Raw genomic sequence first — 12,778 nt, 5'->3', positions numbered from 1 at the left:
ATGGGGGACACACGACCTACCTCGCAATTCCACGCGCGGAACATCACCGCCGAGAGCGCCGCACGGCTGGCGGCGGTGCTCGATGCGCAGGACGTCAATGACGGTGTACGACGGCTGCGGGCGTGGGCGCATGCGGCGCTGGCTGCGCGGCCCGGAGAACGGGCGATCGACATCGGCTCCGGCACCGGATCGCAGACCCGGCAACTGGCGGCCGCCGTGGCTCCGCAGGGTGAGGCACTCGGGATCGAGCCGAACCCCGGACTGCGTGCCGTGGCCGCACAGCGGGCGGCCGAGGCCGGCAGCGCGGCCCGCTTCGTGGACGGCGACGCGCTCACCCTGCCTCTGCCCGACTCCTGCGTCGACGTGGTGTGGTGCGAACGGGTGCTCCAGCACCTGCTCGAACCGGGAAAAGCCGTCGCCGAGATCGCGCGTGTGCTGCGCCCCGGCGGGCGGGTCGCCCTCCTGGACACCGACTGGGCGACCACGATCCTGCACCCCGGCGACCCCGAGACCGTCGCGGGCCTCACCTCCGGCGCGCTGTCCGCGGCCGCGGACCCGTACTCAGGACGCAAGTTGGTCGGCCGGCTGACGGCGGCCGGTCTGGTGATCGACGACCGGGGATCGCAGGCCCTGCTCCAGGACCACACATCGGTCGCCTGGCCGCTGATCCGCATGCTGGGCGAGTCGGCGCTGCGCCGTGCCCTCATCACCGAGGCCCAGCGCGACCGCCTGTACGCGGACCTCACCGAGGCCGCCGCCCAAGGCGCCCTGCACATGTCGGTGACCATGTTCGGAGCCGTGGCGCACCGTCCGGAATGAACCGGAATACAATGGATGGGCCGTCGCTGACGGAGACACCACTCAGGTTTCCCCTTGTATTGGGGGTACACGAGCACAATGAACACCGCGAGCTTTGAACTGATCGCAGCGAACCACACGGTGAACGCGGTTGCCGCCTTTGTCGGTGGCCTCTTCATCGCGGGTGCGCTCGTCTGGGCCGTCTTCCTGGGCATCAGGGTGCGGCGCAAGGAGTCACCCCCGCCCCTTCCGGAGGAGCAGCCCAGGCTGCCCGACACCGGAGCAGTCCATGAAGAACGGGAGATGCGGGAACCCGACGAAGTACCGCACGCCGCGGAGGAGAGCGAGCGGCTGATGCCGTACAACCTCCATGCCGCGGGGAGCAGGCACGCCGACGACCAGCATCGAAAGCGTTGGGTCCCCGGATCCAGCGGCTCCTTCGGCAGCGGCGGTCCCGGAAGGACGTGACCGGGCCGCGGCAGGACATGACCGCCCCGCGGGGCGGTCATGTCGTACGTACGCACTAGGGCAGGTCCGCCGCGGAGTCCTCCGGGGCCAGGTCGGGGCGCAGGCGCAGCCAGGACGGCTGTCGCAGCAGCCCGGCCCGGGTGCGGGTGCTGTACCGGACCTCGCCGACCAGCCGGGGCACCACCCAGTGCGCTCCGGCCACGCGCGGGACGTTGTCGAAGGGGCAACGGTCGGTCTCGGCGGCCCGCAGGAGCCGGGCGAGTTCCGATCGCTCGGCCTCGCTCCAGCCGGTCCCCACGCTCCCGACGTAGCGCAGCCGCCCCGCCTCACGCTGTCCCACGATGACGGCGCCGGGCAGCCCCGACAGGCGCCCCTTGCCGGGGACCCAGCCGCCGACGATGACGTCCACGGTGCGTACATTGCGGATCTTGATCCAGGCGCGTGAGCGCACCCCGGGCTCGTACACCGAGTCCAACCGCTTGCAGACCAGCCCCTCCAGGCCGCTCTCGCGAGTCGCCCGCAAGGCCAGCTCCCCATGGCCGACGAGCGCGGACGGCGTCGACCAGAACGGACCGCTGAGCGCGAGCCCCTCCAACTCCTGCCGCCGGCGCGTGTAGCGCAGCCCCGTCAGATCGCCCCGCAAGTACATGACGTCGAACAGGACGAGATGCGCGGGCGCCTCCGCCGCACGACGAGCCGCCTTGCCCGGAGACCGGGCCAGCCCCATACGGGACTGCAGGAGCTGGAAGTCACCCCGCCCTTGCTCGTCGAGGACCAGGACCTCCCCGTCCAGGATCGCCGGGGTCGTGCCGAGAACACCGCCCAGGGAACGGAGTTCGGGGTACGCGGCGGTGATGTCCTCCCCCGACCGGGCACGCAGCAGCACGCTGCCGTCACCGGGCAGATAGACCACGGCACGCTGCCCGTCGTGCTTTGTCTCGTACGACCAGCGCATGTCCTGCCCGGCGGGCGGCAGGGTGCCCGGTGTGGCGAGCATGGGAGCGATCAGCGGCAGTCTCACAGCTGTGTTGTCGACACACCCTCGGGCGCCCACGCACCCCGGCCCGCCGTTTCGCCTGAACGGCGTCGCGTTCCGGGGCGGCGAGAGTGCGTGCACGGCGTCGCGAGGCAGGCGGGAATTCGACGACAGGCCTAGCTCTCGAACGCCCCGGCCATGAGGGTCTGCAGATACAGCCCTCGCTGGGCATCGAGCGTGTCCGACTGCGCCGTTCGTACGGCGGTGGCGAACTCCCGGCGCAGTACGGGCCAGGACTCCTCGTGGTCGAGTGCGCCGCTGTCGAACACGAGCTCGGGGTGCCGGCCGAACAGCTCGACCCGCGTGATGCCGCGCTCGAGCTCGACCGACCCCGACAGGGACGCCTGACTCACGGCGCCGCTCTCGTGTTCGCAGGTGAGCTCGATCCAACGGCGCACGTCTCCGGCGCCGCGCACACGGGCGATGGGCCCCAGGGCCGCGTCCAGCAGGTCCAGAATGTGCGGCCCCAGGTCCAAAAGAGCACCGTGTTCGAGACGCCACGGGGTCGCGAAGTCGCCGCCCAGGAAAGCACCGTTCAGACAGCAGGACCGTGCGCCCACGGCGTCGAGGCCTTGCGCGGCCTTCAGGAACTGCCGGGTGACCGGGTGGTAACGGTTCGTCAGGACCAGCTGGGAGACGACACCGGCGGTGTCGATGGCGTCCACGAGCCGCTGGGCCGACGGCAGGTCCAGCGCGATCGGCTTCTCCAGGAGCAGGGCCTTGCCCGCCTTCGCGGCACGCGCCGCCAACTCCGCCTGCACGGCGGGCGGAACCGCGAAGGCGACCGCCTCGCAGCCGTCGAGCAGCTCCTCGAAGGTCGCGGCGACGCCGGCACCGTAGGGCGCCGCCGTTTCGCGGGCCGCCTCGGGGCGGCGGGCCCACACCGACGTCAGCAGCGTCTCGGGCCCCGCGGCGAGCACGCGCGCGTGCACGGCGCGCGCCCACGGACCCGCACCGACGAGCCCGACCCTGACCGGTGCATGGGGCCAGGCCTGCGAAGTTCCGGTCACGAGAATGCTCCTCTGCGGGGTGCGGGGCTTGGACGTGGACGAACTTCACCACGATGTCGGGGTCATCGGCCAGGGGGTGTGGTCTTCGAGACGGAGAGTGCCTGACGCACCTGGCTTGGGGGCGGGCACCGGGACCGGGCGGAGGACCAGGGGAGCACCCTCGGCCGCTGCCCTGGTTTCTCGACAAGGCCGTCCACGAAGGTCGGCCCCCTGCCGGACCGGACCCGAACTCCTCGGCGCGCTCGCCGGTGTTCCAGGCTCGGCGTAACTTGACCTGATTGAGGGGGCCGTCGGGCGAGGTGGCTCATAGGCTGAGCGCGCGTGATCACCGTTGACCCGTGAATGACCACCACTGGCCTACGAGTGCTCACCCATGGACCCGTGAGTGTCTCCATCGACCGGAGGAGCGAACGTGACGCCACGCCCCCATCAGGCCGCCGCCAGACGCACAACTGTCCTTCGCCGAGAAGCCGTTGTCGCCGCGGTCCCCGTCGCCCTAGCGGCCCTGCTCGCCGCGGCCGGACCGGCCACGGCCGGGACGGGAGGCTCCTCCGGCGCGGGAGACCCGTACTTCCCCCTCGCGGGCAACGGCGGCTACGACGTCCACCACTACGACCTGACGCTCGGCTACGACCCGCAGAGCCGCCACCTGGACGGCAAGGCCGTCATCACCGCACGGGCCACCCAGCGACTGACCCGCTTCGACCTCGACTTCAAAGGGCTGAAGGTCACGGGCATCACCGTCGACCACGCGAAGGCGACCTTCCGTCGCGACGGACAGGAACTCGTGGTCACCCCACGGGACGCCCTGTGCAAGGGGCAGGAGTTCCGCGTCACCGTCACCTATTCCGGCACGCCCAAACCGGTCACCGATCCCGACGGCTCCCTCGACGGGTGGATTCCCACCGACGACGGCGCGTTCGTGGCGGGTGAACCGCAGGGCGCCATGACGTGGTTCCCCGCCAACAGCCACCCCAAGGACAAGGCGTCGTACGACTTCACGCTCACCGTCCCCAAGGGGCGCACCGCCGTGGCCAACGGCGTCTTCCTCGGGCAGAAGACCACCCACGGCCGCACCACCTTCCGCTGGCGGCAGTCCGAACCGATGGCGGCCTACCTGGCCACAGCGACCGTAGGAAAGTTCAAGGTCGAGCAGTACACCACCCCGGACGGCCTCAAGGTCTACAACGCCGTCGACCCGCGCGAGGCCGCCGCCGCCGCGCCGGTCCTGAAGAAACTGCCCTCCGTGCTCGCCTGGGAGAGCAAGGTCTTCGGCCCCTACCCGTTCCGAGCCGCCGGGTCCATCGTCGACCGGGCGCCCCAGGTCGGCTACGCGCTGGAGACCCAGACCCGGCCCGTCTACGACTCGGCGCCGGACCTGAGCACCCTCGTCCATGAAAGCGCCCACCAGTGGTTCGGGGACTCCGTCACCCTCACCACCTGGAAGGACATCTGGCTCAACGAGGGCTTCGCGACGTATGCCGAGTGGCTCTATGCCGAGCAGCACGGGGGCAAGAGCGCACAGAAGACCTTCGACGCCCTGTACGCCAGTCCGGCGAGCAGCGATCTGTGGGCCTTCCCTCCCGCCGATCCCGGCAGCGGGGCGCACATCTTCGACACGCCTGTCTATTCGCGGGGGGCCATGGCCCTGCACAAGCTGCGTACGGCCGTCGGCGATCCCGTGTTCTTCCGGATCCTGCGCGCCTGGGCCACCGAGCACCGTGACGGTCACGGAACCACGGCCCAGTTCATCCGCCTCTGCGAACGAGAGTCCGACAAGGACCTCGACGGCCTGTTCCACACATGGATCGCCACAGCAGGCAAGCCGTCGTCGCCGTGAGCGGTTTCTTCGCCCCGCCGCCCCGTAAGGGGCGCGGGGAACTGCGCGACAAGCCCCCACGGTCCCGCAGTCAAAGGACAACCCAGGGGGGTCTGGGGGCGCAGCCCCCAGGTGCGGGAATGGGGAGGGGCGGCGGGGGCGAAAAACTTAGGCGGGTCGCAGCCAGATGGTGGCCAGGGGTGGCAGGGTCAGTTGGATGCTGGCGGGGCGGCCATGGGCGGCGTGGGGTTCGGGTTTGATGGGGTCGGGGTTGAGGACGTCGCTGCCGCCGTAGCGGGCGGTGTCGGTGTTGAGGATTTCGTGCCAGGCGGGGATGTCTTCGGGGATGCCGAGCCGGTAGCCGTGCCGGACGACGGGGGAGAAGTGGGAGAGGGCCAGCAGGGGGGTGCCGTCGGCGGCGTGGCGCAGGAAGGCGAAGACGTTGTCGTCGGCGGCGTCGCCGGTGATCCAGGCGAAGCCGGCGGGTTGGGTGTCTTGTTGCCACAGGGCGGGGGTGTGGCGGTAGATGCCGTTGAGGTCGCGGACGAGGTCGCGCACGCCGCGGTGGTCGGGTTCGGCGCTGTAGGCGGGGTCGAGGAGCCACCAGTCGGGGCCGTGTGCCTCGGACCATTCGGCGCCCTGGGCGAACTCCTGTCCCATGAAGAGGAGTTGTTTGCCGGGGTGGGCCCACATGAAGCCGAGGTAGGCGCGGGTGGTGGCGCGTTGCTGCCACCAGTCGCCGGGCATCTTCGACACGAGTGAGCGTTTGCCGTGGACGACTTCGTCGTGCGAGATGGGCAGGACGTAGTTCTCGCTGTAGGCGTACACCATCGAGAAGGTCATCTCGTTGTGGTGGTACTTGCGGTGGATGGGCTCATGGGCCACGTAGTCCAGCGAGTCGTGCATCCAGCCCATGTTCCACTTCAGCCCGAAGCCAAGACCCCCGAAGCCACCGGGGCCGATGTGGTCGGTGGCCCGCGTGACGCCGTCCCACGCCGTGGACTCCTCGGCAATGGTCACGACTCCGGGGTTGCGGCGGTAGACGGTGGCGTTCATCTCCTGGAGGAAGGCGACCGCGTCGAGGTTCTCCCGGCCGCCGTGTTCGTTGGGGACCCATTGGCCCGGCTCGCGGGAGTAGTCGAGGTAGAGCATGGAGGCGACCGCGTCCACCCGCAGCCCGTCGATGTGGAACTCCTCGCACCAGTACACCGCGTTGGCGACCAGGAAGTTGCGCACCTCGCGGCGTCCGTAGTCGAACTCCAGGGTGCCCCAGTCGGGGTGCGCGGCCCGCAGCGGGTCCTCGTGCTCGTACAGGGGCCGTCCGTCGAACTCGGCCAGTGCCCAGTCGTCGCGCGGGAAGTGTGCGGGCACCCAGTCCATCAGCACGCCGATCCCGGCCCGGTGCAGCGCGTCGACCAGGTGCTTGAAGTCGTCCGGGGTGCCCAGCCGGGCCGTGGGGGCGTAGAACCCGGTGACCTGATAGCCCCACGACCCGCCGAAGGGATGCTCGGACACCGGCATGAACTGCACGTGGGTGAAGCCCAAGTCCGAGACGTAGGAGGGGAGTTGATTTGCCAGCTGGCGGTACGTCAGCCCGGGCCGCCAGGACGGCAGATGCACCTCGTAGACCGAGAACGGGACCTCGTGCACCGAGCACTCCGCCCGACCCGCCATCCACTCGGCGTCTTCCCAGACGTATGAGGACTCCGTCACGATCGAGGCCGTCGCCGGAGGCACCTCCGTGCGGCGGGCCATCGGGTCTGCGCGCAGCGTGCGCGTACCGTCGGGGCGGGTGATGTCGAACTTGTAGAGCGTGCCCTCACCGATGCCGGGAAGGAACAGCTCCCACACCCCGGAGGAGCCCAGCGACCGCATCGGGAATCCCGTGTTGCCGTCCCAGTGGCAGAAGTCCCCACAGACCCTGACGCCCTGCGCGTTCGGGGCCCACACCGTGAAGCGGGTGCCGGTCACGCCCTCGTGGGTCATCGGGTGGGCGCCCAACGCGCTCCACAGCTCCTCGTGCCGCCCTTCGCCGATGAGGTGCAGATCGAGTTCGCCCAGTGCGGGCAGGAAACGATACGGATCCTGCGCCTCGAAATCGGTGCCGTCGTACGTCACGGACAGCGTGTACTCGGGGATCGCGTCGAGCGGCAGTACGCCGGAGAAGAGGCCGTCGCCCACGTCGTCCAGCTTCGTGCGCAGCCCGTTCACCACCACGGCCACGGCTTGGGCGTATGGACGCAGCGCGCGGAACACGATGCCGCCAGGCACCGGGTGCGCGCCGAGCAGCGCGTGAGGATCGTGATGTGCCCCCGACAGCAGGCGCCCCCGGTCCGTCGGGTCCAGCGAAGCGGAAGTGGCCGGCCGTACGCTGACCGGTGCGGTGCGGACTGTCACGGCTTCAGCCTCCTCGTGAGGGGAAAGGGAGCGTGTGGGGTGTCGCGGTCGAATGGCCTTCACTGGCGTTCGGCGAGACGTCTGACCGCCGCCATCGGCACGGGCAGCCAGTCAGGACGGTGTCTCGCCTCATACAGCACTTCGTAGACGGCTCGGTCCGTCTCGTACGCGCGCAGCAGCTCGGGTTCCTCGCGCGGGTCCCATTCCGCCTCGGCGGCATAGCCCGCACAGTAGGCCTCGCGGCAGCGCTGTGCCCACTCGGGACGCCACGGATGGCGGGAGCGGGCCGCGTAGTCGAAGGAGCGCAGCATGCCCGCGACATCGCGTACGGGGGACTGGACGCGTCGGCGTTCGGTGAGCGGTCGGGCGGGCTCGCCTTCGAAGTCGATGACGGACCACTGCTGTCCGGCCCGCAGCACCTGGCCGAGGTGGAGATCGCCGTGAATGCGCTGGGCGGGGCGGACCGCCGTGTCGAGGGCCGCGAGTGCGTCGAAGGCGGACCGCAACCCGTCCGCGTGCGGACCGAGTTCTGGAACGGAACGGACCGCGGCGTCGAGCCGCTCGCTCATCGCGGTGGCAAGTAGCGTGTTCTGGGGTGGACTTGCCACGCCTATGGGGAACGCCGAGGCCAGTGCCAGATGCACCTCCGCGGTCGCCCGGCCCAGTTCGTACGCCTCGTTGGTGAACTCCCGTCCCGAGGCAAGGGATTCGAGCGCCAGCGTCCAGCCGTCGGCGGCCTCGCGCAGGAACGGCTGAAGAACTCCGAGCGTCGCTTCCTGCGGCCGTGAGGTCCGAAACCACGCGGCGGGAGCGGGTACGCGGGTGCAGCCCTGACGGGCCAGCGCCCAGGGCACTTCCAGGTCCGGGTTGACCCCGGGCTGGACGCGGCGGAAGACCTTCAGGATGAACGAATCCCCGTACACGAGCGAGGAGTTGGACTGCTCGGCGTCGAGGAGACGCGGAGCGAGACCGGCGGGCACCGTCACGCGTGTGTCGCGCTCGAAACGCAGCGGACCCGCCGTGCCCGGCCTGCGGAGGCGGTCCAGGAGCAGTCCCGCCGCCGTGGGGTCGTGGAAGGCGTCGTACACCACAAGGTCCGCCAGCGGGCCCGCGCTCGCCCGGCCGATGGCGGCATGGGCGAGACGCGGCGGCAGGACATTCCTTATGCCGAGGAGCAGTTGATAGCAGTCGTCGGGTGGGGGAGTGCCCGGGCCGCCGTGGGCCGGGGGGCCGAGGTGCTCGGTGCGGACCAGCAGGTGCAGGCACCCTGGATACAGTTCGGTCGTCGACACCAGGGTCACATCCGTGACGGGCCTGCCCTTGCCCGCGAACCAGCGCTGCCGCGGCAGCCACGCGCGCAGCAGCTCTGCGAGCGAGGTCAGCAGCGGAGCGGGGCCGAGGCCGCTCGGACGGTGCAGCGCGGTCTTCGCCATGGCGACACGTCCCTTCAGAGGCAGGCGGACTGCGGGAACACACGGAGGCACAGGTCAAGAGCGCCTGGTGGCGCTGGGCGCGACTGCGCGACGCAGTCGGAACCAGTAGAAGCCGTGGCCTGCGAGGGTGAGCAAGTACGGCAGCTCACCGATGGCCGGAAAACGCACTCCGCCGATCAGCTCGACCGGGTGCCTCCCGTTGAACGCCCGCAGGTCCAGTTCGGTGGGCTGGGCGAAGCGGGAGAAGTTGTGGACGCACAGGACCAGGTCGTCCTTGTACTCGCGCAGGAAGGCGATGACCGCCGGGTTCGAGGACTGGAGTTCCGTGTAGGAGCCGAGGCCGAAGGCTTTGTTCTGCTTGCGGATCTCGATCATGCGGCGGGTCCAGTGCAGCAGCGAGGAGGGCGACGACATGGACGCCTCGACGTTGGTGACCTGGTAGCCGTAGACCGGGTCCATGATCGTGGGCAGGAACAGGCGGCCCGGGTCGCAGGAGGAGAAGCCGGCGTTGCGGTCGGGGGTCCACTGCATCGGGGTGCGCACGGCGTCCCGGTCGCCGAGCCAGATGTTGTCGCCCATGCCGATCTCGTCGCCGTAGTAGAGGATCGGTGAGCCGGGCAGGGACAGCAGCAGGGCGGTGAAGAGTTCGATCTGGTTGCGGTCGTTGTCCAGCAGCGGGGCGAGCCTTCGCCTGATCCCGATGTTGGCGCGCATGCGCGGGTCCTTGGCGTACTCCGCGTACATGTAGTCGCGTTCCTCGTCGGTGACCATTTCCAGGGTCAGCTCGTCGTGGTTGCGCAGGAAGATGCCCCACTGGCAGCCGGACGGGATGGCCGGGGTCTTGGCGAGGATTTCCGACACCGGGTAGCGGGACTCGCGGCGTACGGCCATGAAGATGCGCGGCATGACGGGGAAGTGGAAGGCCATGTGGCACTCGTCGCCGCCGGAGGGGAAGTCGCCGAAGTAGTCGACCACGTCCTCCGGCCACTGGTTCGCCTCCGCCAGCAACACCGTGTCCGGGTAAAGGGCGTCAATCTCGGTGCGGACCCGCTTCAGGAAGTCATGGGTGGCGGGGAGGTTCTCGCAGTTCGTTCCCTCCACCTGGTAGAGGTACGGCACGGCGTCGAGCCGGAAGCCGTCGATGCCCAGATCGAGCCAGAAGCGGAGTGCCGCCAGGATCTCTTCCTGGACCCGTGGGTTCTCGTAATTCAAGTCGGGCTGGTGGGAGAAGAAGCGGTGCCAGTAGTACTGCTTGCGGACGGGGTCGAAGGTCCAGTTGGAGGCCTCGGTGTCGACGAAGATGATCCGGGCGTCCTGGTACTGCTTGTCGTCGTCGGCCCAGACGTAGTAGTCGCCGTAGGGGCCGTCCGGGTGGGTGCGGGACTCCTGGAACCACGGGTGCTGGTCGCTGGTGTGGTTCATGACGAAGTCGATGATGACGCGCATGCCGCGCTGGTGGGCCGCGTCGACGAACTCGACGAAGTCGGCGAGGTCACCGAACTCGGGCAGGACGGCGGTGTAGTCGGAGACGTCGTACCCGCCGTCCCTGAGGGGGGACTTGAAGAACGGAGGCAGCCACAGACAGTCGACACCGAGCCATTGCAGGTAGTCGAGCCGGGAGGTCAGGCCCTTGAGGTCGCCGACGCCGTCGCCGTTGCTGTCCTGGAAGGAGCGGACCAGGACCTCGTAGAAGACGGCACGTTTGAACCAATCGGGATCGCGGTCCCTGGCCGGTGTGTCCTCGAACGTATCCGGGACGGGCTCGTTGACCATCATGCGGGTGACCCTCCGATCCGCGGTGAGGGGCCGATGGCGAGCACATGCGCACCGCCTGGCTCGAGACGCACATAGTTGGCCCTGCCCCAGTGGTAGGTCTCGCCGGTGAGCTCGTCGCGCACGGGCACGGACTCGTGCCAGTCCAGGCCGAGTTGCGGCATGTCCAACGAGACCGTGGCCTCCTGGGGGTGCTGAGTGTCGAGGTTCGCCACCACCACGACCGTGTCGTCGCCCGTGCGCTTGCTGTACGCGATGAGGGCGTCGTTGTCCGTTTCGTGGAAGCGGAGATTCCGCAGCTCGTGCAGGGCCCTGTGACGCCGCCTGATCCGGTTCAGCCGGGTGATCAGTGGTGCGATCGTCCTGCTCTCGCGCTCGGCCGACTCCCAGTCGCGCGGCCGCAGTTGGTACTTCTCGGAGTCGACGTACTCCTCACTGCCCTCCTTGACGGGGGTGTTCTCGCACAGCTCGTATCCGGCGTACATCCCCCACGCCGGCGAGAGGGTGGCGGCCAGCACCGCCCGTACCTCGAAGGCCGGGCGCCCGCCTCGCTGGAGGTAGCCGGGCAGGATGTCGGGGGTGTTGACGAAGAAGTTGGGCCGCATGTACGCGGCCGCCTCGCCGGAGAGTTCGGTGAGGTAGTCGGTCAGCTCCTCCTTGGTGTCGCGCCAGGTGAAGTAGGTGTACGACTGCTGGAAGCCGATGGCCGCGAGCCTGTGCATGATCGCGGGCCGGGTGAAGGCCTCCGCCAGGAAGACCACATCGGGGTCGGTGCGATTGACCTCCGCGATGATCCGCTCCCAGAAGACCACCGGTTTGGTGTGCGGATTGTCGACGCGGAAGATCCGTACGCCGTGGTCCATCCAGAAACGCAGCAGCCGTACGGTCTCGGCGATCAGGCCCGGCATGTCCTTGTCGAAGGCGATCGGGTAGATGTCCTGGTACTTCTTCGGCGGGTTCTCGGCGTACGCGATCGTGCCGTCCGACCGGTGGTGGAACCACTCGGGGTGCTTCTCCACCCACGGGTGGTCGGGGGAGCACTGGAGCGCGAAGTCGAGGGCCACCTCCAGGCCGAGGCCCGCGGCCCGGCGTACGAACGCGTCGAAGTCGTCGATCGTGCCCAGGTCCGGGTGGACCGCGTCGTGGCCGCCCTCCGGGGAACCGATCGCCCAGGGCACACCGACGTCGTCCGGGCCCGCGGACAGACTGTTGTTGGGGCCCTTGCGGAAGGTCGTGCCGATGGGATGGATCGGGGGCAGGTAGACGACGTCGAAGCCCATCTCCGCGATCGCGGGCAGGCGTTCGGCCGCCGTACGGAACGTGCCATGAGGATGCTCCGGGCTGCCCTCCGAGCGCGGGAAGAACTCGTACCAGGAGCCGTACAGCGCCCGCTCCCGCTCCACGAGCAGGGGCAACGGCAGCGAGCGGGTGAGGCGTTCGCGCAGCGGGTGCTCCGCGAGGGCGGCGTCCACCTCCGGGGTCAGGGCGGCCGCGAGACGGGCGGCCGGTGGCCGCGACTCGTCGCGCAGGGCGTTCGCGGCGGCCAGCACCGCGTCCCTGCCCGCTGTGTCCGGTACCCCGGCGGCGGCCCGCTCGTACAGAGCGGCGCCCTCCTCCAGGACCAGTTCCGTGTCCATGCCGGCCGGGACCTTGATCTCGGCGGAACGGCGCCAGGCGGTGACAGGGTCGCTCCACGCCTCCACCAGGTAGGTCCAGTGGCCCACTTCTCCCGGTGTGACGTGGGCGCCCCAGCGGTCGCTGCCGGGGGCGAGTTCACGCATGGGCGTCCACGGGCCGAGGCCGCCGCTCGGATCGCGCAGCACGACATTGGCGCCGACGGCGTCCTGGCCTTCGCCGAAGACGGTGGCGGTGACCTGGAAGGTCTCGCCGGAGACCGCCTTCGCGGGCCGACCGCCGCACTCGACGACCGGGCGGACATCCACGATCGGGATGCGGTCGGTGTCCGGGATTGCGTCCATGCGTTTCGCCTCCGCCGTCCTCGAGCCCCACTTGTGGTTCACGTCCGTGAGCCCCACCTGCGCTT

9 protein-coding genes are annotated in these 12,778 nt (G+C 69.7%); 3 read left to right on the top strand and 6 right to left on the bottom strand.

Annotation, left to right across the window (positions count from 1 at the left end):
* Positions 1-819 (top strand): methyltransferase domain-containing protein, encoded by an 819-nt coding sequence (locus AB5J53_RS02080; protein WP_369243932.1) that lies wholly within the window; start codon positions 1-3, stop codon positions 817-819.
* Positions 820-897: 78 nt separating this feature from the next.
* A complete protein-coding gene (locus AB5J53_RS02075; RefSeq protein WP_369243931.1) occupies positions 898-1,266 on the top strand; it encodes a DUF6479 family protein in 369 nt (122 codons plus the stop codon).
* Positions 1,267-1,321: 55 nt separating this feature from the next.
* Here AB5J53_RS02075 and AB5J53_RS02070 read toward each other — a convergent pair whose 3' ends face one another.
* Both AB5J53_RS02070 and AB5J53_RS02065 read right to left on the bottom strand, forming a co-directional pair.
* A complete protein-coding gene (locus AB5J53_RS02070) occupies positions 1,322-2,287 on the bottom strand; it encodes an ATP-dependent DNA ligase (protein ID WP_369243930.1) in 966 nt (321 codons plus the stop codon).
* Between the two features lie 131 nt (positions 2,288-2,418).
* Complete coding sequence (locus AB5J53_RS02065; protein WP_369243929.1) at positions 2,419-3,312, bottom strand: Gfo/Idh/MocA family protein; 894 nt, start codon at positions 3,310-3,312, stop codon at positions 2,419-2,421.
* Between the two features lie 412 nt (positions 3,313-3,724).
* Here AB5J53_RS02065 and AB5J53_RS02060 point away from each other — a divergent pair, with 412 nt between their 5' ends.
* Positions 3,725-5,152 (top strand): M1 family metallopeptidase, encoded by a 1,428-nt coding sequence (locus AB5J53_RS02060; protein WP_369243928.1) that lies wholly within the window; start codon positions 3,725-3,727, stop codon positions 5,150-5,152.
* A 147-nt stretch (positions 5,153-5,299) separates the two neighbouring features.
* Here the strand turns inward: AB5J53_RS02060 and glgB are convergent, their stop codons facing one another.
* Genes glgB through AB5J53_RS02040 form a run of 4 tightly spaced genes read right to left on the bottom strand, consistent with a single transcriptional unit; the run spans position 5,300 to position 12,713 of the window.
* The gene (gene glgB, locus AB5J53_RS02055; protein ID WP_369243927.1) at positions 5,300-7,528 is read right to left on the bottom strand and encodes a 1,4-alpha-glucan branching enzyme; all 2,229 of its coding nucleotides are present in this window, start codon (positions 7,526-7,528) and stop codon (positions 5,300-5,302) included.
* A gap of 59 nt (positions 7,529-7,587) precedes the next feature.
* Positions 7,588-8,961, bottom strand: coding sequence for a maltokinase (locus tag AB5J53_RS02050; protein ID WP_369243926.1), 1,374 nt, complete (start codon positions 8,959-8,961; stop codon positions 7,588-7,590).
* Positions 8,962-9,015: 54 nt separating this feature from the next.
* Complete coding sequence (gene treS, locus AB5J53_RS02045) at positions 9,016-10,737, bottom strand: maltose alpha-D-glucosyltransferase (RefSeq protein WP_369243925.1); 1,722 nt, start codon at positions 10,735-10,737, stop codon at positions 9,016-9,018.
* Positions 10,734-12,713, bottom strand: a complete 1,980-nt coding sequence (locus AB5J53_RS02040; RefSeq protein WP_369243924.1) for an alpha-1,4-glucan--maltose-1-phosphate maltosyltransferase — start codon at positions 12,711-12,713, stop codon at positions 10,734-10,736. The genes treS and AB5J53_RS02040 overlap by 4 nt, the downstream gene beginning before the upstream one ends.
* Between the last annotated feature and the right edge of the window lie 65 nt (positions 12,714-12,778).

This window comes from Streptomyces sp. R41 (genome assembly GCF_041053055.1).
Taxonomy (GTDB): Bacteria; Actinomycetota; Actinomycetes; order Streptomycetales; family Streptomycetaceae; genus Streptomyces.
The sequence above is the reverse complement of the archived record's forward strand: the minus strand, read 5'-3'. Positions and strand labels throughout refer to the sequence as shown.